General features: G+C 50.1%; 9 protein-coding genes. 7 read left to right on the top strand and 2 right to left on the bottom strand.

The features are described from left to right. Nucleotides 1–147 precede the first annotated feature (147 nt). Nucleotides 148–468, bottom strand: coding sequence for a hypothetical protein (locus FO447_RS10865; RefSeq protein WP_144154964.1), 321 nt, complete (start codon nucleotides 466–468; stop codon nucleotides 148–150). Nucleotides 469–592: 124 nt separating this feature from the next. Further along, complete coding sequence (recG, locus tag FO447_RS10860) at nucleotides 593–2,689, bottom strand: ATP-dependent DNA helicase RecG (RefSeq protein ID WP_200756306.1); 2,097 nt, start codon at nucleotides 2,687–2,689, stop codon at nucleotides 593–595. A 1,018-nt stretch (nucleotides 2,690–3,707) separates the two neighbouring features. Here recG and FO447_RS10855 point away from each other — a divergent pair. The 7 genes from FO447_RS10855 (at nucleotide 3,708) to FO447_RS10825 (ending at nucleotide 21,965) form a co-directional block, all read left to right on the top strand. Further along, complete coding sequence (locus FO447_RS10855) at nucleotides 3,708–7,145, top strand: MGH1-like glycoside hydrolase domain-containing protein (protein WP_200758571.1); 3,438 nt, start codon at nucleotides 3,708–3,710, stop codon at nucleotides 7,143–7,145. Between the two features lie 18 nt (nucleotides 7,146–7,163). Beyond that, on the top strand, nucleotides 7,164–9,677 hold the full coding sequence (locus tag FO447_RS10850) for a family 78 glycoside hydrolase catalytic domain (protein ID WP_234698990.1): 2,514 nt from the start codon (nucleotides 7,164–7,166) through the stop codon (nucleotides 9,675–9,677). Further along, entirely contained in the window at nucleotides 9,610–10,944 is a 1,335-nt protein-coding gene (locus FO447_RS10845) for an alpha/beta hydrolase family protein (RefSeq protein ID WP_200758569.1), read from the top strand. The genes FO447_RS10850 and FO447_RS10845 overlap by 68 nt, the downstream gene beginning before the upstream one ends. A gap of 134 nt (nucleotides 10,945–11,078) precedes the next feature. After that, the gene (locus FO447_RS10840; RefSeq protein ID WP_200756304.1) at nucleotides 11,079–13,559 is read left to right on the top strand and encodes a glycosyl hydrolase family 95 catalytic domain-containing protein; all 2,481 of its coding nucleotides are present in this window, start codon (nucleotides 11,079–11,081) and stop codon (nucleotides 13,557–13,559) included. Between the two features lie 43 nt (nucleotides 13,560–13,602). After that, nucleotides 13,603–15,075 (top strand): glycoside hydrolase family 140 protein, encoded by a 1,473-nt coding sequence (locus FO447_RS10835; protein WP_200756303.1) that lies wholly within the window; start codon nucleotides 13,603–13,605, stop codon nucleotides 15,073–15,075. Nucleotides 15,076–15,114: 39 nt separating this feature from the next. Next, nucleotides 15,115–19,101 (top strand): family 78 glycoside hydrolase catalytic domain, encoded by a 3,987-nt coding sequence (locus tag FO447_RS10830; protein WP_200756301.1) that lies wholly within the window; start codon nucleotides 15,115–15,117, stop codon nucleotides 19,099–19,101. A gap of 176 nt (nucleotides 19,102–19,277) precedes the next feature. After that, the gene (locus FO447_RS10825; protein WP_234699120.1) at nucleotides 19,278–21,965 is read left to right on the top strand and encodes an alpha-d-galacturonidase; all 2,688 of its coding nucleotides are present in this window, start codon (nucleotides 19,278–19,280) and stop codon (nucleotides 21,963–21,965) included. The last annotated feature ends 273 nt before the right edge of the window (nucleotides 21,966–22,238 follow it).

Here is a 22,238-nt window from a genome sequence, read left to right as displayed (position 1 = left end):
TCATACAGCGGTTTTGTTATGTAGACGTTGCAAATATAACAAAAATACTTCAAAAAACCAAAGTTGTTAAAGCCAAAAGGGCGATATTTAACGCCCTAGCCTTATTTTTAACTTACATTAGGAAAATAAGATGCAAGGAGTTGACTTTTAGCACGTTTCATGATTTTGTAGCATTCTCAACAGAGCCACGGCAGGAGAATGCCCCATGAAAATATACTTTTTTACCTCCGGACTGGTGAATCTGAGGCATTCCTGATAAGCGCGGTAGAGGTCGTTGAGATTGATGGTAAATTCCTTACCCGATGACTCTCTGATACCGATAATCATCTTTGCCGTGACATGCAGTTTGACGTATCTGATGCCTGTTGCGCTTTCTATTTCTGTAATGTTTTCGAGAATGGCTCTCATTTCTTCCAGGGATATTTCTGGTCGCGGCTCCCTGATAGCCGGCTTTCTTCTTCTATCCATAATTATACTTTTTACTTTTGGGACAGGCGATGGAATCGCCTGGAACGGGGGTGAGGCTGCTTGATAGCTGAAGCCACCTTTTAGCCTTGCTTTCTGATAGCAGGAACTGCTTTTGCTTGCTGCTTTAGCTGATGGCTGCCCAGTTGATATGGGTTTTCTTCAATTCCTTGAGGCGGTTCCAGAGCAGGGCGTTATGAGGAGCATTGCATTCGGGATCGTTGTCGATGATTTCCTGTGCTTCTGTGCGCGCCAGTTGTACCAGCTGGCCGTCTCTGGCTATATTCGCTATCTTCAGGTCGAAAGCCATGCCGCTCTGCTGCGTTCCCTCCAAGTCGCCGGGACCACGGAGTTTCAAGTCGGCCTCGGCGATACGGAAACCGTCGTTCGTATCGCACATGATATCAATACGTTTGCGGGTTTCTTCTGAAAGCTTATAGTTGGTTACCAGAATGCAGTAGCTCTGGTCGCAGCCTCTTCCTACACGGCCTCGCAGCTGGTGCAACTGGGACAGACCGAAGCGCTGTGCATCCAGGATAACCATCACAGAAGCATTGGGCACATTTACACCTACTTCTATTACGGTGGTGGCAACGAGAATCTGTGTTTCGCCCTTTATAAACTGCTCCATCTCTACCTCCTTTTCAGCAGATTTCATCTTGCCATGAATCTTACTCAATTTGAATTCCGGGAATGCCTGTTTCAGCGTTTCGTAACCTTCTTCCAGATTCTTCAGGTCGCTCTTCTCACTTTCCTTGATCAGCGGAAAGACGATATATACCTGTCTGCCGAGATTAATCTGGCGGCGGATGCTCTGATAGAGGCTGGTGAGTTGGGTATCAAACTTATGTAGCGTCTGTATCGGTTTTCTGCCCGGTGGCAGTTCATCAATCACGCTCACGTCCAGGTCACCATAAATGGTCATGGCGAGGGTGCGGGGGATAGGAGTGGCGGTCATCACGAGGATATGAGGCGGATTCTCGCTCTTGTTCCACAGCTTGGCTCTCTGCGCCACACCGAAGCGATGCTGCTCATCGATGACGGCTACGCCTAATCTTCTGAAAACCACCGGGTCTTCGAGGATGGCATGGGTGCCTACCAGAATCTGGATGTCGCCCGTAGCCAGGTCGGCAAGAATCTTTTCTCTCTTCTTTCCCTTTACGATGCCAGTGAGCAGTTCTACCCGGATGTCCATTCCCTGCAGGAAGTCGCAGATGGTTTGCAGATGCTGCTCGGCAAGAATTTCGGTAGGTGCCATCATACATGCCTGATAACCGTTATCCAGCGCAATGAGCATGGTCATGAGTGCCACGAGCGTCTTACCTGAACCTACATCACCCTGCAGAAGACGGTTCATCTGTCTGCCGCTGCACATATCGGCTCTGATTTCATGCATCACCCGTTTCTGGGCCCCTGTCAGTTCGAAGGGCAGATGATGGGCATAGAACCCGTTGAAGATATCGGCGATGCGGTTGAAGACATAGCCCCTGAACTTGCGGCGCTGGTCGGTGGCATACCTTATTATATTAAGCTGCACATAGAAGAGTTCCTCAAATTTAAGGCGTACCTGTGCTTTCTGCATCTCCTGATGGGAATGCGGATAATGAATCATGCGAATGGCTGCATCGCGCGAAACCAGATGCAGACGGTCTACGATATGGCTTGGCAGCGTTTCGGGAAGAGGAGGAAGGATGGTGACCAACTGCTTGGTCATCTTCTCTATGGAACGTGAGGTGTAGCCACGCTTCCTCAGGTTCTCGGTAAGCGAGTAGTAGGGTTGCATGCCCATCTCTGAAATCTGGAGATTGGTGGCATCGTCCATATCGGGATGGGTAAACTGGAATCTGCCGTTGAAGACGGTTGGCTTTCCGAAAACGAGATATTCGGTTCCCACCTTATAGGTCTTCATGATGTATTGGGCGCCGCGATACCAGATGAGGTCAGCCACACCGTAGCCGTCTGAGAAATGGGCTACCAGCAGCTTGTTGCGCTTGCCGGTATCTATCTCATCGTAGCTGAGTATCTTGCCTTTGAGTTGTACAAAGGGCATGTCGGCATTGAGTTCGCTGATGTGGAAAACCTTGGAGCGGTCTACATATTTATATGGATAGTATTCCAGCAGGTCACTATAAGAGTTGATGCCGAGCTCCTTGCTCAGTATCTCTTTCTTCTTGGGTCCTACCCCTGGCAGGAACATGATGTCTTGGTCTAAAATACTATTCATAATGATGCAAAAGTACAACATTATGGCAAAACAGCCAAAATGTTTAACTTATTTTTTAATAGTGACGTTACAAAACGGAGCGTCTTGCGTCTTTATTCTATAATCATTAGAAACAAACTCTAGAACAATGATAAAGATAAAGAATAAACTGTTCATCATCTTATGGTTGCTGTCCTTGGGCTTTGCAGTCCAGGCACAGGATCTTTATGTGTCAACCTCTTTCCACGAGCCGGCAACCGACGGCTTGCGGTTCATCTATAGTAGGGATGCTGTCCATTGGGACAGTATTCCGGGCACCTTCCTGGCTCCTAAGGTAGGCAAGCAGAAAGTGATGCGCGACCCTTCCATCATCCATACCCCAGACGGTGTGTTCCATCTGGTATGGACCAGCAGCTGGCGGGGCGACCGTGGCTTCGGTTATGCCGAGAGTCGCGACCTGATGCATTGGAGCGAACCGAAATTCATCGAGGTGATGGACGATCCTACCACGGTGAACGTATGGGCACCGGAACTCTTCTGGGATGAAGACCGCCACCAGGCAATGGTGGTATGGGCATCGTGTGTGCCTAGCCAGCACTTCGCCCTGGGTATCGAAGACGAGAAGAACAATCACCGTCTCTACTATTCCGTAACCAAGGATTTTAAGACATGGACCAAGGGCAAGCTCCTGATAGATCCGGGATTCAGTTGCATAGATGCCACTCTGCTGAAGCGTGGTAAGAACGATTATGTGATGGTATTGAAGGATAATACCCGCAATGCCCGCAATATCAAGGTGGCTTTTGCCAAGAACCCGATGGGACCGTGGAGCAAGGCTTCTGAACCGTTCACCGGCAATTTCATGGAAGGACCAACCACCGTCAAACTGCCTAAGAACAGTCCGCTGGGCAATGGTTATCTCATTTATTACGATCGTTACCGCCTCTTCGATTTCGGCGCTCATTTTACCAAGGATTTCGTTCATTTCACCGATGTGAGCCAGCAGGTGAGTGTGCCGAAGAACCACAAGCACGGCACCATCTTCCGTGCTCCGGAACGCATCGTGAATGCTTTGCTGGAGCAGGACCGCATCCACTATACCGGAACCACGATGGCAGATCCGTCTCGTCATGACGGAGCCTTGTCGCCAGTGGTAGGAGTTCACAATATCCAGACGCTCCGTGCCAACCGCGAGCATCCTTCTCAGGCAAATGGCGGGGGCTGGACCTATAACCACCAGCCGATGATGGCGTATTGGAATGGCAAGTTCTACATGCATTTCCTGAGCGATCCTGCTGAGGAGCATGTACCCCCATCGAGAACCCTGATGCAGGTTTCTGAGGACGGATATAACTGGAGCCAGCCACAGATTCTCTTCCCTGAATATGATGTGCCAGCCGATTTCAGAAAGGCGAAATACCAGCCGAAACCGGAACTGCAATATCCTGATGTCTACAAGCAGAAACCATTGAAGGCAATCATGCACCAGCGTGTGGGCTGGTATGTATCCAAGGGCGGCATCCTTCTGGCTACCGGAAACTATGGTGTGGCATTGGACCGGAAGGACGACCCGAACGATGGCAACGGCATCGGCCGTGTGGTGAGAGAGGTGAAGAAAGACGGTTCGCTCGGACCTATCTATTTTATCTATTACAACCACGGATTCAATGAGAAGAATACCGATTATCCTAATTATAAAAAAGCATCCAAGGCGGTAAGAGCGGCTTGCGAGGAAATCCTTGCCAACCCACGTTACCGCATGCAATGGGTGGAAGAGGCAGATAGAGGCGAAAAGCTGATACCTGTCAACAATGGTTACAAGGCTTATTGCGACTATACCCTGCCGGATGGCAGAATAGCCAGTCTGTGGAAGCATGCCCTTACCTCGCTGAGCTTGGATGGCTGCAACACCTATACCACTACCAACCGTGCCCTGGGATTCGTCAACAGCAATGCCAAAATCTGGGGACAGCGGTTGAGTGATGGTACCTATGCCACCGTCTACAATCCGTCTGAATACCGCTGGCCGCTGGGCATCTCGCTGAGTGGTGACGGATTGGAATATAAAACGCTGAATCTGATTTGTGGCGAAGTACCACCGATGAGATACGGTGGCAACTATAAGAGTCGTGGTCCGCAGTATGTCCGTGGCATCCAGGAAGGCAATGGCGTTCCTAAGGATTCTGATATGTGGGTGAGCTATTCCATGAACAAGGAAGATATCTGGGTGGCGCATGTACCCGTTCCGGTAAAGACCGTGGCTACTGCCCATGCCGATGATGATTTCGCTCAGTATCAGAAACTCGGCGATCTCAAGACCTGGAATATCTATTCTCCGCTGATGGCGCCGGTTTCACTCCGTCAGGAGTGGCTCGAACTGAAGGATGAAGATCCGTTCGACTATGCCTGTGTAGAGCGCAAGATTCCAGCTTCTTCCTACCTGAAGGCATCCTTCGATGTGCAGGCAGCTCAGACCCGCAACGGTTCCCTGCAGATTGAATTCCTCGATGAGAAGGGCATCGCCTGCACCCGCATCGAACTGAACAAAGAAGGAATGATACGTGTGAAGAACGGAGCGAGATATGGCAATGTGATGCCTTATCAGGCTGACCAGACCTATCGTTTCGAAGCTACATTGGATATCCAGCACCGCCAACTCAACCTCACCGTGAGCACACTCGATGCAGATGGCAAGGCATTGCAGAGCAAGAGTACCAAGCGCATCTTCTACGCACCTGTGCATCAGATAGAGCGTATCCGTTTCCGTACCGGCGACCTCCGTACCTTCCCTACCATCGACACTCCTGCCGACTGGTTCGGTACTTTGGAGCATGCCGGTGATACCGATACCACCGCCCTCTACCGCATCGCTCATGTCAAGACCGTGAGTCTAGGTGCTGATGCCGGTTCGGCTGTGCTCAAGATCGCAGATTACAAGCATTATGTAGACGATTTCAATGCAATGGAGCCGGAGGTTCTCCATGCTTCTGCCATCCCGAATGCGCAGGCATGGGACTGGATGAAGCAGAATGTGCCCCTCTTCGACTGTCCGCAGCGCAACTTCGAGGAGATGTATTATTTTCGCTGGTGGACGCTCCGCAAGCATATCGAAAATACACCTGTAGGCTATGCGATGACCGAGTTTCTCGTTCCTCGCAGCTATGCCGACAAGTACAATCTCATCGCCTCTGGAGTGGGACATCATATCCACGAGAGTCGTTGGATTCGTGATGGAAAGTATCTCGACGGCATCTTGAATACCTGGTATCATGGCAATGGTGGCAAGCCGATGGCTAAGATCAATTTCTATAGCAGTTGGATGCCTGCCTCTATCTGGGAGCGCTATCTCGTAGACGGTAACTGGAAGGAGTTTAAGTCGTTGTTGAACGACCTGGACAAGGAGTATCAGCTGTGGGATGACCACCGCTGGAGCAACGGACTCTACTGGCAGTATGATGTGCGTGATGCGATGGAAGAGACCATGAGTGGCGGCAGAAGAGAAAAGAATGCCCGTCCTAGCATCAACAGTTATATGTATGGCAATGCAATGGGCATCGCCCAGATGGCAAAGACCATCGGCTATCAGGACTTGGCTAGGAAGTATGAGGCTAAGGCAGATACTCTGAAGCATCTGGTAGAAACCCAACTCTGGGATGCCGACCATCAGTTCTTCGAGGTGTATAAGCCGAATGCCGGCGAGGCGAAGAAGGTAGCCACGAAGAGAAGTTTCCAGCCTAGTGGCGATGCTGCAGTATCAGCAAAGGTGCGCGAGGCAATCGGTTTCCTGCCTTGGTATTTCAATCTCCCTGCCGATGAGGCGAAGTTTGCTGAGGCATGGAAACAGGCAGCAGACAGCAAGGGCTTCTCTGCTCCTTACGGACAAACCACCGCAGAGCGCCGCCATCCGCAGTTCCGCTCTCATGGAGTAGGAAAGTGTGAGTGGGATGGTGCCATCTGGCCTTTCGCTACCGCCCAGACCCTGACAGCGATGGCGAATTTCATCAACAATTATCAGGTGAAGCCATCTGCCCTCGCAGTTTCTTCAAAAGGTAGTCTCGATATGGACAGCCTTTACTTCAATGAGATGGAGAAGTATGTGCAGAGTCAGAGCATGCGTGGCAAACCTTACATCGGTGAGTATCTTGATGAAACCACTGGTTACTGGTTGAAGGGCGATCAGGAGCGCAGCAGATATTACAACCATTCTACTTTCTGCGATCTCATCATCACCGGCATCGTGGGTCTTCGTCCTCGTGCCGATCAGACCATCGAGGTGCGTCCTATCATCCCAGCCGGCAAATGGCAGTACTTCTGTCTTGACAAGGTGCGTTATCATGGTCACGACCTCACCATCCTCTACGACCAGGACGGTTCCCGTTATCATGTGGGCAAGGGCTTGCAGGTATGGGTAGATGGTAAGTTGGCGGGGCAGCGTGATACGCTCGGCAAACTCGTAGTGAAGGATGCATTCAAATAATGTAGAATAAAATACGATATGAAACGAAGAAAATATTTATTGATACTGATAGGACTTTTGGGCATGATACAGATTCATGCTCAAAAGTCTGTTGCTTTTAAGGCGGATAATGAAGCGCCTCAGCCACAATGGATTGGAGCGATAACCGATGAGGATGCGCACATTCCGAGTAACCGAGATTATGTAGGAACGGGAACGGTGAATGCGAAGGGAAAACCAGACTGGAAGGCTACGGCTCCATTGTCAAGACAAAGCATCTGGATGAAGAAAGAAATGAAACTCCCGGCTGATGTCTACAAGGCAACGATGAAGATTGTGGGACTGGGTTTCTATGAGCTCAGCATCAACCGGCAGAAGGTGACGGATGCCGTTTTCGCCCCTCTGTGGAGCGATTACGACAAGACCGTCTTTTATAATATTTACGATGTGACTGCGTTGTTGAAGAAAGGCAAGAACCAACTTTCGGTATTGCTGGGCAACGGATTCTATAATGAGCAGGGTGGAAGATACACCAAGATGAAGGTTTCCTATGGTCCTCCTACGCTCTACTGTTCGCTCGAAATAGAACTGAAGAATGGCAGAACCGTCTGCATTGTCAGCGATGGCTCATGGAAATATTCGCCTAGCAGTATCACCTTCAACAGTATCTATGGTGGTGAGGACGAGGATGCCCGCATCACGTCTTCCTGGAAACCGGTGGTGATACAGAAGGGACCTCGTGGCATTCTGCGCCAGCAGATGGCACAGCCGGTGAAGATGATGGAATACTTCGGTGTGAAGAGCCGTCATCAGCTCACTCCTCAGCAAATCGCCAAGGCTTCCAATGCCAAACATCCTATTCCGGCAGGAACCTTTGTGCTGGATATGGGACAGAATCTCGCCGGTTTCCCACAGATTAAGGTCAGTGGAAAGGTAGGACAGCAGGTACGGCTCTATCCCTCCGAGACCCTGACCGCACAGGGAACCTGCAACCAGAAACAATCGGGCAGTCCTTACTATCTTACTTATACGCTCAGCGGAAAGGGCGAAAAGTCGGCTGACGGCAAGCGCATCGAGACTTGGCATCCGCATTTCACCTATTATGGTTATCGCTATATCCAGGTGGAAGGTGCCGTAATGAAGGGTGATGAGAATCCTGATGGCAAGCCAGTGATAGAGGATATCCAGTCGTGCTTCGTCTATAATTCAGCTGTGAAGATTGGCAACTTCGAATGTTCTAATCCGATGTTTAACCGTGCTTATCAGATTATCGACCGTGCCATCCGAAGCAACTGGCAGGCTGTCTGGACCGACTGTCCTCATCGTGAGAAACTCGGTTGGCTGGAGCAGGATTGGCTCAATGGTGAGGGATTGGTATACAACTACGACTGTCGCTCGATGATAGAGCAGACGATGCAGAATATCGCCGATGCCCAGCATGCCAATGGTGCCGTTCCTACAACCGCTCCTGAGTATATCTACTTCAAGGGCAAGTGGCTCGATTCGTTTGCAGAATCACCAGAGTGGGGCGGTGCCCTGGTAGCGCTTCCATTCCTTTATCTGCAGCATTACGGTGATGACCGGATGGTGAAGAAATATGCACCGCAGATGTTCCGCTATGTGGATTATCTCCAGAGTAAGGACAGTTGCCGTATACTGAAACAGGGTTTGGGTGACTGGTATGATTACGGAAAAGGCCGTTCGGGCTTCTCTCAGAATACCCCGATGCCGCTGGTAGCTACAGCCCATTATTATCAGTGGGTAAAACTGACACAGAAGGCTGCGGCAATGAGCGGAAAGACAGCTGAAGCCAACCGCTATGCCATCCTGGCTTCTGAAATTCTGCAGGCTTTCCAAAAGGAATTTCTGCATGTTGAGAAGGCTGCATCTTCTGAGAAATCTTCTTCGGATGCAGTGGTAAAGGATGCTGTAGAAAAGGTATATTACGGTTCGGGAAGTCAGGCTTCCAATGCCATTCCTTTGGCGCTGGGCATGGTTCCATCCCAGTATCGCAAGCAGGTTCTCCAGCATCAGGTAGATGATATTCATGCGCATCACGACCGGCTGACAACCGGTGATGTGGGCAACCGCTACCTCTTCCAGGCATTGCTCAGAAACGGATATGCCGACCTCTGGTACAAGATGCTGGCGCATGATGATGTGCCGGGCTACGGCTTCCAGATCAAGAAGGGAATGACCACGCTCACCGAACAATGGAATCCGGAGATGGGTGCTTCGATGAACCATTTCATGATGGCGCATATCAACAACCATTTCCTACCGGATATTGTGGGCATCCGCATAGAGCAGGGCAGACTCATCATCGCTCCTCAGCCGATGGGCGACTTGACCTGGGCTAAGGGAAGTACCCGACTCAGCGATGGCAAACAGATTGCCGTGGCTTGGAAGAAATTGGCTGATGGTAAAATAGAGGTAATTGTAGATACCGATAATGATATAGAATACGAAATCAAGATAGATTATGATGAAACAGAACATAATGATGGCACTTATCGCGGCAAGCATGTCTTTGTCGGCAAGTGCGCAAAATAACGGAAACCAGCCAAAGGCTGATGCTCAGAACAGTTATCAGGGTCATTTCATCCGTAGTCTTCACGATGTGATGCAGGATGTATCGCAGCGCTGGGGCGTCCGCTTCAAATATAATGTGGATACCGTCGGTAGGCAGTTGCCTTATGCCGATTTCCGCATCAAACCCTATTCGCTGGAGGAAACCCTGACGAATATCTGCAAGTATTTCGACTTCAACTGGTGGAAGCAGAATGGTAATGTATATAAGATCAAGCCGTATGAATATCCCCGTCGCCATACCGAAGAGGGTGAGCAGATGCTTGCTTATCTCAAGACACTCTACCAGAACCGGGAACAGTTTGAAGCACGCAAGGATTCTGTACGCAAGGAGGTGCGCCGCATCCTGGGTATCGACCGTTATATGGATTCCCTGGTTCATAAGAAACCGATTCTAGGAAAGGTGCGCCGATATGACGGGTATACGGTTCAGAATATCTGCATCGAGACCCTGCCTGGTGAGCATGTCTTCGGTTCCATCTATACGCCCGCCAAGAAGGGTAAGCATCCTTTGATTATCTGTCCCGACGGTCATTTCGGTGGTGGCAGATATCGTGCCGATGAGCAGCAGCGCCTCGGAACCTTGGCAAGAATGGGGGCTATCTGTGTAGATTTCGACCTGTATGGCTGGGGACAGAGTGAGGCTGAATATGGCAAGAATTCGCATCAGACCGACCGTGCCCATGTGATTCAGGCTCTGAATGCCGAGGTATTGCTCGATTATATGTGGAACCATCGCAAGGATGTGGATAAGACGCGCATCGGAGCGAATGGCGGCAGTGGCGGCGGTACGCATACAGTCCTGCTGACGGTACTCGATGACCGTATCACGGCAGCAGCCCCAACGGTGAATCTTGCTTCTCATTTTGATGGCGGTTGTCCTTGCGAGAGTGGCAAACCTATCCAGTTGGCGGGGCATGGTACGTGTAATGCCGAGTTGATGGCTTTCTTTGCCCCTAAACCATTGTTGGTTGTGAGCGATGGTGGTGATTGGACAGCCTCTGTTCCAACCCTCGAATATCCGTATCTGCAGTATATATATAATATGCATAGTGCCAAGGAGCAGGTTACCAACGTGCATCTGCCTAAGGAACGTCATGATTATGGCATCAACAAGCGCCAGGCAAACTACGATTTCTTCATCCGTGTCTTCGGTTTGGACCGCAGTAAGTTGGATGAAAGCAAAGTGAAGGTTGAAAAACCGGAAGTTTTGCAATCGGTCATCAGATAATAAAATAGAAGATAATAAATCAGACCTCACGCCGTTTTGTAAATGACGTGAGGTCTTTTTCGTCTTTTCTGACGACAAAGGCGGCTCTTTTGCGTCTATATATAAAATTGTTTAATCGATTAAAACAAAAACAAATGAAAATCTTAAGAACCATCACACTTTGCTGCCTGGCTTGTCTCTCTATGCAAGCAACAGCACAATCGTATAAGCTCTGGTACGACAAACCAGCGCTGGTCTGGACCGATGCCTTGCCTTTGGGTAATGGCCGTTTGGGTGCTATGGTATATGGCATTCCAGCCACCGAACGTCTGCAGCTGAACGAGGAAACCATCTGGGCAGGACAGCCTAACAAGAATGCCAATCCTCATGCCAAGGCAGCTCTTCCAGTCGTGCAGAACCTCATCTGGCAGGGCGAATACCGTAAGGCACAGGATATGTGTACCGAGAAAATCATGTCGAATACCAACTTCGGAATGCCTTACCAACCCTTTGGTGATGTCTATATCTCGGCTCCCGGGATGGATGGCTATTCTCAGTATTATCGCGAACTGAGTCTGGATTCTGCCCGCTGCCTCACCCGCTGGACAGCCCATGGTGTCACCTATCAGCGCGAGGTTATCACCTCCTTTTCCGATAATGTAGTGATGGTAAGATTCTCTGCCAACAAGCCTCATAGCATCACCTTCAATGCCAACTTTACTTCCCCTCACGATGATGTCATCATCCGTACCGATGGCGAGGAAGCTACCCTCGAAGGAGTGGCTGCCAAGCACGAAGGTCTGAAGGGAAAGGTGAGATTCATGGGCAGAATGGCGGCTCAGATCAAAGGCGGCGAGGCTGCGAAGACCTGTCGCGACGGTGTGGTCAGCGTGAAGAATGCCGATGAAGCCGTACTCTATATCTCCATCGCCACCAACTTCGTGAATTACAAGGATATCACCGGCAACGAGGTGGAACGCAGCAAGCAGGCTCTCCATACCGCCATGGCGAAGGATGCCAGGGAGCAGATGGCGCAGCATGTGGCTAAATTCCAGAGCATGATGCATCGCAACTCGCTCTGGTTGGGCGCTGACAAGTATCAGAATCTGCCTACCGACGAACGCCTCATCCGCTTTGCCAAGCAGGACGATAACTATCTCGTATCCACCTATTATGCTTTCGGCAGATACCTTCTGATATGCAGTTCGCAGCCTGACACACAGCCAGCTAACCTGCAGGGCATCTGGAACGATAAGATGTTCCCGTCATGGGACGGCAAATATACCACCAACATCAACATGGAGATGAACTACTGGCCATCAGAGATGACCAACCTCTCCGAACTCAATGAACCGCTCTTCCGGTTGATTCGTGAGGTAAGTGAAACCGGAAAGGAATCTGCTCAGACCATGTATGGCAAGAACGGATGGGTTTTGCATCACAATACCGACATCTGGCGAGTAACAGGCGGTATCGACAAGGCAGCATCAGGCATGTGGATGACCGGTGGCGCCTGGGTTTCATCCCATCTCTGGCAACATTATCTTTATAGTGGCGACAAGGAATTCCTACGTAAAGCTTACCCGATTATGGAGGGTGCAGCCACCTTCCTCGACGAGATGCTGATACCGGAACCTGAGCATGGATGGCTCGTGATTTCGCCAGCTGTGAGTCCGGAGAATGTACATCCTTCCAAGGATGGAAAGATAGCCATGAGCTATGGCACTACGATGGATAATGAACTGCTCCACGAACTCTTCTCTACCGTTATCAGAGCGAGCGAGATTTTGGGCGAAGATGCCGGATATGCTGCTCACCTGAAGGAAGTATTGGGAAAGATGGCACCGATGCAGATTGGCAAGTGGGGACAGTTGCAGGAATGGATCAAGGACTGGGATGATCCTCAGGATAATCATCGCCATGTGAGTCATCTCTATGCGCTCTATCCAGGTAATCAGATTACACCGGAGAAGACCCCGGAACTCTTCGATGCTGCCCGTACTTCGCTGATACATCGTGGCGACCCTAGTACCGGCTGGTCGATGGGATGGAAGGTTTGTCTCTGGGCTCGTCTTCTGGATGGTAATCACGCTTATAAGTTGATTCATAACCAGTTGACCCTGACCGATGATCATTTCCTTGCCTACGGATTGAACAAGAAAAAGGGTGGAACCTATCGCAATCTCTTCGATGCACATCCACCATTCCAGATAGACGGCAACTTCGGCTGTACTGCCGGTATCGCCGAGATGCTGATGCAGAGCCATGACGGATGTGTCAATATCCTGCCGGCTCTTCCTGATGCCTGGAAGGCTGAAGGAAAGATACAGGGGCTCCGCACGAGAGGTGGTTTCCTCATCGAGGAACTGGCATGGAAGAATGGCAGAATCATGTCGCTCAAGATCCGTTCTACCCTCGGTGGCAACCTTCGTCTCCGTCTGCCGGCAGGCAACCGGTTAAAGGGCATCAAGGGTATGAAATCAGCCAAGGGCAAGAATCCGAATCCGCTCTTTTCAGCCTTCGAACAGCCACAGATGCAAAACCATTCAGAAGTGAAACTCAACAAGGTGGTGTTGCCAAAGGCAAATACCTATGACATCACTACACGAAAGGGAGAGACTATCCGATTGATTTAAAAATATGGGTATAAACTCCTTAACATCAAAACTCCTTTAGAAAATGAAAAAAATAATGATAACATTGGCGCTGACTTGCGGAATCTTTACCGCAGCCTCTGCCGCAAAAAACGAAAAGCCTTGGGCTAATGGTAAATTACAGGTTTCTGCCAACCAGCGATTCCTCCAGTTTGAAAACGGACAGCCGTTCTTCTTGTTGGGTGATACCGGTTGGCTTCTTCCGGAACGTCTGGATAGAGCCGAGGCACAGTATTATCTTCAGAAATGCCGTGTAGCGGGATTTAATACCGTTCTCATCCAGGTGATGGACGGCACACCTTCTTTTAATATCTACGGACAGCAGTCGCTCCCTGACGGTTGGGATTTGTCGAAGGCGGACCCCGCTGGTGTTTACAGCTATTGGGATCATCTCGACTACATCATCAAACTTGCCGAACAGAACGGCATCTACATCGGCATGGTAACTATCTGGGGTTCTCAGGTAAAGGCAGAGAATATCAATGCCCAGCAGGCAAAGGCATACGGAAAGTTCCTTGCCAACCGCTATAAGAATTCGCCTAATATCATCTGGGTGATGGGTGGCGATATCCAGGGCGATATCCACCCAGAGGTGTGGAAATCGCTCGCTACCAGCATCAAGAGCATCGACCACAACCATCTCATGACCTATCATCCTCGTGGCAGATATACTTCTGCCAAATGGTGGAGCAAGGCAAAATGGCTCGATTTCCATGCCTTCCAGAGCGGTCATCGCAAGTATGGTCAGCGTATGGGCAACAAGGATTATCCTATCCCAGACAATACCGAGGAGGACAACTGGATGTATGTGGATTCTACCTGGGCATATAAGCCAATCAAGCCTGTGCTCGATGCCGAACCGAGCTACGAGGATATTCCGAAGGGACTGCATGATCCTAACGAGGAGCGCTGGCAGGATTATGATGTTCGCCGCTATGCCTACTGGAGTGTCTTTGCCGGTTCCTGTGGTCATACCTATGGTCATAATGCCATCATGCAGATGTTGAAGCCAGGCTATCCTACCGGTTATGGAAGTGATGGAGCCGAGAAGCCTTGGTATGTGGCGCTCAACGACCCGGGATTCAACCAGATGAAGCATCTCAAGAATCTGATGCTCTCGCTGCCATACTTTGAGCGTGTGCCTGACCAGAGCATCATTGCCGGTGAGAATGGTGAAAGATATAACCGTCTGCTGGCTACCCGAGGCAACGATTATCTGATGGTTTACAATTACAACTGTGTTCCGATGAAACTCGACCTCCGTAAGGTTTCGGGTAGCAGAAAGAACGTATGGTGGATGGATGCTGCCAACGGACAGCTGGAATATATCGGAGCGTTTGACAACAAGGTCATCACCTTCGCTCCTCAGAAGGCTACCCGCGGTATCAGCGATGGTGTTTTCATCGCCATTGATGCCAGCAAGGACTATCTGAAGAAAGACCAGAAGATGATAGAAGACCAGAGTCTGGCTGGTAAGAAAAGAGATTTGAATGAATAAATAAAGTGAAGAGTGAAGAACGAAGAGTGAAGAATTCAAATGAAGAATAATATATTGATGAGTGTGTTGCTGACGGCATCGCTTTCGGCAACGCTTCCGCTTTCCGCTGCCAGTCATGTTGACGTGGTAAAGATGCGGACGGAGAATCAGGTGAATCCTCTGGGCATCGGAACATCAACCCCTCGCTTCTCCTGGCAGATTACTTCTGACAGGAAGGGCGTGGTGCAGACGAGTTATCAGATTCTGGTGGCTTCTTCCCGAGAAAAACTGGATAGAAACGAGGCTGATTTATGGGATAGTGGTGAACGCAACAGCGATGAACAGCTGTGGATTCCTTATCAGGGCAAGGCACTGCTGAGTGGCGCTCAAGCTTACTGGAAGGTGCGTATCACTACCAATAAAGGAAAATCGGAATGGACCGAACCGCAGCTCTTCACCATCGGACTGCTCGGTGAAACCAAATGGAGCGGTACCTGGATTGGCTTGGAAGACCTGCAGCCCGGAGAACAGAAAGGCATGCATACCCGACTGGCAGCACGCTATATCCGCAAGGACTTTGTGGCAAAAGGCAAGGTGAAGCGGGCTGTGGCTTATGTTGCCGGACTCGGTGTATACGAGTTTTATGTCAACGGACAGCGTATGGGTGGCAGTCAGGCTTTGCAGCCTGCACCAACCGATTACCGCAAGACCATCTACTACAATACGTTCGATGTCACTTCGCTCCTGACTGAGAAGAATGCCATCGCCATCAAACTTGGCAACGGCAGAATGTTTCCGATGCGACTGGAGAAGGCATACAAGACACCTTTCTTCGGTTATCCGAAATGCCGCATCAACGTGAAGGTGGAGTATGAGAACGGAAAGACTGAAACCTGGGCTACCAATAACACATGGAAGTTGAGCTTCGATGGTCCTATCCGCAGCAACAACGAGTATGATGGCGAGGAGTATGATGCCCGCAGGGAACAGGCGCTGAAGGGCTGGACCCAGGCTGGTTTCGACGACAGCCAGTGGCTGAAAGCCGAGCGCTGTGCAATTCCTGATGGTACGCTGATGGCGCAGCCGATGACGGGAATGGTTGAGAAGAAATTCGGTCATCCGGTAAGTCTGAAGCATCGCCACGATACCCTCATTGTAGATTTCGGACAGAACATGGCGGGCTGGATCGGTTTCCAGATCCGTGGCAAGCAGGGTGATACCATCCGTGTGAAATATGCCGAGAAACTGCAGGCTGACGGCAGTCTGTATCTCGACAACTTCCGCAATGCCCTCTCTGAGGATATCTATGTCTGCAATGGCAAGGAAAACGGAAAGTCTTGGCGTCCTGCCTTCTCTTATCACGGCTTCCGCTATGCTGCCATCACCGGAATGAAGAATGCCCGAAAGGAGAATTTCACCGCCTATACCGTGAGCGACGAGATGGCTACCATCGGACATATCGAGACTTCTGATACGATATTAAATAAGGTGTTGAAGAATGCATGGTGGGGCATCTACGGCAATTACAAGGGTATGCCGGTAGACTGTCCGCAGCGCAACGAGCGCCAGCCTTGGTTGGGCGACCATACGGTGGGGTCGTTGGGTGAAAGTTTCGTTTTCGACAACGAGCGACTCTACAGCAAGTGGATGCACGATATCTGCGATGCCCAGCGTTCGGATGGCAATATTCCGGATGTGGCTCCTGCCTTCTGGAATTATTATACCGATGATGTTACCTGGCCGGCAGCCCTGCCTTTCACCTGTGATATGCTCTATCATCAGTTTGGCAACAAGCAGCCTATCATCGATTCTTATCCATCCATCAGGAAATGGATCAACCATATCCTGGCAGAATATACGGATAAGAACGGCATCATCACCAAGGATAAATACGGCGACTGGTGCGTACCACCAGAGAAGCTGGAACTGATTCACAGTCAGGATCCGAAGCGAAAGACCGATGGCAAGCTGATAGCCACCGCTTATATGATCCGCTGTCTGCAGCTGGCAGAACAGTTTGCCAACCTGCAAGGTTTGAAGGAAGAAGCAAAAGCTTGGGCAGACTGCAGAAGCGGGATGATAGAAGCCTTCAACAAGCAGTTCCTCACCAACAAGGCAGGAACATCCCGCCGTCCGGGTCATGTGCTTTATCCAGACAGCATCTATTATGGCAACAATACCTCTACCGCTAATCTCCTGGCGCTCTCCTTCGGCATTGCTCCCCAGGAGTTGCGCAGCGAACTCATCAAGCAGGTAGTGAAGGGCATCTGCATCGATGCCAAGGAACATGTCAACTGCGGTGTCATCGGCATCTCCTGGCTCCTTCGCGGTTTGAGCGACAATGGTTTCCCTGATGTGGCTTATCTCCTGGCTACTCAGCGCACCTATCCGTCGTGGGGTTATATGGCAGAGAACGGAGCTACTACCATCTGGGAACTCTGGAATGGCGACAAGGCTGATCCGAAGATGAATTCGGGCAATCATGTGATGCTTTTGGGCGACTTGCTTACCTGGTGCTATCAGTATCTGGGAGGCATCCAACAGAAGGGTGTCAACGTGCAGCAGGTGGCTGAGGCTGATGCCAGCGTGGCTTACAAGCACATCGTGTTGAAGCCAGCCTTCAGTATTCAGAATTGCGAATCGGTAAAAGCTGATTACGAGACTCCATACGGAGTAGTGAAGAGCCAGTGGAAGAAGACCTTGCAGCATGTGGACTGGGATATCACCGTGCCTTGCAACACCACAGCCGATGTCTATCTGCCTGATGGCAATGTTGAGACGTTGGGTAGTGGCGATTATCATTATTCGGTAGAAATCCCTACCCGCGATGCTGCCATCCTGAAGGATGAATTCCTTTATGATTACAGTGGATTCCCATCGGCTCATGCCTCTACTATTACCCAGTTGAAGAATGGTGACCTGGTGGCTGCTTACTTCGGCGGTACCTTCGAGCGCAATCCGGATGTCTGCATCTGGGTAAGTCGCAAGCCGAAGGGTGCCAAGGCTTGGGAGAAACCTATCTTGGCTGCCGATGGTGTTTATCGCCTGGGTACTCCTGAGGCTAAGAAGGCGGGTCTTTCGGGCATCGATGAGAAGACAACTCCGGCTGATAAGGGACCTATCAAGGACGGATTGCGCCGTTTCGGTGTGCCTGCTGGCTACAAATATGATTTCCGCTCTAAGTCAGCCAATATCAAGTTGCCTGCCAATCTGAAACGCAAGTCTTGCTGGAACCCTGTGCTCTATACCATGCCCGATGGCGAGATATGGCTGTTCTATAAGGTGGGTTCTACGGTTGGCGACTGGACGGGCTGGCTTGTGAAATCAAAGGATGGCGGTAAGACCTGGAGTGATCCGGAGGCATTGCCAGACGGTTTCCTCGGTCCTATCAAGAATAAGCCGGAAATGGTGAACGGCAGATTCATCTGCGGTTCCAGTACCGAGAACAAGGGTTGGCGATTCCATGTGGAGATTCTCGACTTGAAGACCAGAAAGTGGAAGTATGTGGGTCCGGTAGATGCCGAACTGAAGCCTCGTACCGATGATGTGGATTCGGCTACGGTGGATATGCAGCATCCTATCTACAAGGAGGGTGAGAAGGCGAGATATATCTACAGTATCCAGCCATCTATTCTGAAGTTGAAGGATGGCAGATTGCAGGTCCTGATGCGTACCCATAATGCCAAGCTTGCTACCAGTTTCAGCAGTGATGGTGGTGATACCTGGACTCCGGTTACCCTGCTCGACATCGAAAACAACCAGAGCGGTACGGATGCTGTCACCCTGAAGGATGGCAGACACGTGCTCATCTACAACAATTTCGAGACCTTGCCGGGAACCAAGAAGGGACCTCGCACACCATTGAGTCTTGCCATCAGCGATGACGGCATCCATTGGCGTCATCTCCTCACCTTGGAGGACAGTCCTATCAACCAGTATTCCTATCCAGGCATCATCGAGGGAAAGGATGGCAAACTGCATTGCATCTACACCTGGCGCCGCCAGAGAGTGGCGTATAAGGAAGTGGATTTGAAAAAGATAAAATAAGAAAATAGTAAATTAAAAGGATAGCATATGTACGATGAACGTATCATACTCTATCCTTTTATTGTTTTAAGCCCCTCAAGCGAATGTTCCTTCATTGATTACAAAAAGAAGGAAACTGCGTCTTTATTTATAAAACAAAGACTAAGACAATGATAAAAGTACAAAAGATTTTTGTGATGGCAGCCCTCGTGCTGATTCCATCTGTATCCTTTGCCCAGAAAGTAAATATCCTGACCGGGAAGAAGGCTTCTAATCGGGAACAGTATGCTGCTGAATACCTACAGAAGAAGCTCAACCGTTTGGGATTCTCTGCAGTGGTGAACGGCAAGAAGGGCGAATATCGCATTTCGCTCTCGCAAGCCAAGGATACTGCCGGACTGAAGAAGGAAGGTTTCTCATGGACCCGCAAGGGAAAGAAGATCCTGTTGCAGGGAAATGACGGTTCGGGAGTCATCTACGGCTGCAACGAAATCGCTGAATACGTGGCTCAGCATGGTTCTCTCAATGTGCCGCTGATGCAGAAGGATGCGCCTGAAATGGTGCTCCGTGGTGCCTGTGTAGGCTTGCAGAAGACCGTTTATCTGCCGGGCCATCAGGTTTACGAATACCCTTATACACCGGAGAACTTCCCTTGGTTCTATGACAAGGAACAGTGGATCCAGTATCTTGATATGCTCGTAGACAACAAGATGAATTCGCTTTATCTCTGGAACGGTCATCCTTTTGCTTCGCTCGTCAAACTGAAGGATTATCCTTTCGCTCTCGAGGTGGATGAGGCCACTTTCAAGAAGAACGAAGAGATGTTCTCGTTCCTGACCAGGGAGGCTGACCGACGTGGCATCTTCGTCATTCAGATGTTCTACAACATCATCCTCTCCAAGCCTTTTGCCGATCATTATGGCTTGAAGACACAGGACCGTCACCGTCCTATCACTCCGCTCATCAGCGATTATACCCGCAAGTCGGTAGCAGCCTTCATAGAGAAATATCCGAATGTAGGCTTGCTCGTCTGTCTCGGTGAGGCGATGAATACCTACGAGGATGATGTGGAATGGATGACCAAGACCATCATTCCGGGTGTCAAGGACGGCTTGAAGGCTTTGGGAAGAACCGATGAACCGCCAGTCCTGCTCCGTGCCCACGATACCGACTGCAAGATGGTGATGGAGGCAGCGCTCCCTTTCTACAAGAACCTCTATACGATGCATAAGTATAATGGAGAGTCGTTGACCACCTATCAGCCTCGCGGTCCTTGGACTAAGATTCATACCGATTTGGCAGCCCTGGGTTCTACCCATATCAGCAACGTGCATATCCTTGCCAATCTCGAACCATTCCGCTGGTCATCTCCTTCTTTCGTTCAGAAGGCGGTAACGGCGATGCACGATGTTCATCACGCCAATGCCCTGCATCTCTATCCGCAGGCTAGTTACTGGGATTGGCCTTATACGGCAGATAAATTGCCTGGCGGACAGCGGGAGAAGCAGTTGGACCGTGACTGGATGTGGTACAAGACATGGGGAAGATATGCCTGGAACTGCCGTCGCGATGTAGCTGCCGAGGGTAATTACTGGGATAAGGTACTTGCTGATTACTATGCTTCTGATGCCGCTGTTGCTGACAGTATCCGCAAGGCATACGATGAGAGCGGTGAGATTGCGCCTAAGCTTCTCCGCCGTTTTGGTATTACCGAAGGCAACCGTCAGACGCTGCTTCTGGGCATGTTCATGAGTCAGCTGGTGAATCCATATAAGTACACCATCTATCCTGGCTTCTATGAGAGTTGCGGTCCAGAGGGTGAGAAACTCATCGAATATGTAGAGAAGGAGTGGAAGCATCAGCCTCATGTGGGTGAGTTGCCACTCGATATCGTAGCTCAGACCGAGGCTCACGGCGACAAGGCTGTGGCTGCCATCGATGCCGTAGCGAGTCGTGTAACCGGCAATCAAGATGAGTTCCGTCGTCTTCAGAATGATATGCATTGCTACCGTGCTTTTGCCTATGCTTTCGGCTGGAAGGTGAAGGCGGCTCAGCATGTGCTCAACTATAAGTGGGGCAAGGATATCAAGGAACTGGATGCTGCCGTTCCGCTGCTCGAAAAGAGTCTGGAGTATTATCGTCAGTTGGTAGATCTTACCAAGGATACCTATCTCTATGCCAATTCGATGCAGACCGCCCAGCGCCGCATTCCAATCGGAGATGATGGCGGCAACATGAAGCATTGGAGTGAACTCTTGCCGAAATATGAGCAGGAACTGGCGAATCTGAAGAAGAATATCGTCATGCTCAAGGCTCAGGCTGCGGGTACTTACAAGATGAAGGCAGAGGACATCAAGCCTTTGAAGGATGCAACCCAGCAGAAGGGTGCTTTCCAGATGGAGAATATCAATGGCGAGGCTAATTTCAAGATGGTGAAAATAGCCAAGGGTGCCAAACTCTTCAGCGATTTGGATAGTGTAGTGACCGATTTTGCTCCAGAGTTGGCAGGTATGAATGCTTACGTGATGAACAGCAGCAAGCAGCGTGGCGAGTCTACCTCGCTCACCTTCATCACCAAGAAGCCTGTGCAGCTCCTGATAGGTTACTTCCGTGACGACCAGATGAAATATGCCAAGGCTCCTAAGCTGGAGACCGATGCCACAGCCAACGATTACGGTCAGGCAGAGCCACAGCTCACCAGTGCCATCCGCATCGACGGCATGCCACAGGTGAACATCCACAAGTACGAGTTTGCTGCCGGCAAGCACACCCTGCTCCTGCCAAAAGGCTTCCTGCTAGTGCTCGGTGCTACGAGCGATAAGATTACCGCTCGTGATGCCGGTCTCTCAGGTGCCGACAAGGCGATTGATTGGCTGTTCTACTAAATAGAATGATATAATTGGAAGGATAGAGTATAGCACAAATCATGTGGTATGCTCTATCCTTTTTTTATTAGGTGAGTCCACTCGAAAAAGTGGATTCTATTTAAATCAAACGATAACCTTGGGCAGTTATATTCTGCCCTTGGCGTTAATTAACTCTGGCGAATAGTTTGTGTTCATTAGTTGATCAAACAACTTTAGCACGCTATGCGATCATCTTGAAACACTGGGCAATAGAGCAAGAAACATGTGTATATAACGTATAGAAATCTCAAT

The sequence above is a fragment of the Segatella copri genome, from assembly GCF_015074785.1.
In the GTDB taxonomy this organism is placed as follows: Bacteria; Bacteroidota; Bacteroidia; order Bacteroidales; family Bacteroidaceae; genus Prevotella.
This window is presented reverse-complemented; position numbering and strand designations above follow the sequence as displayed.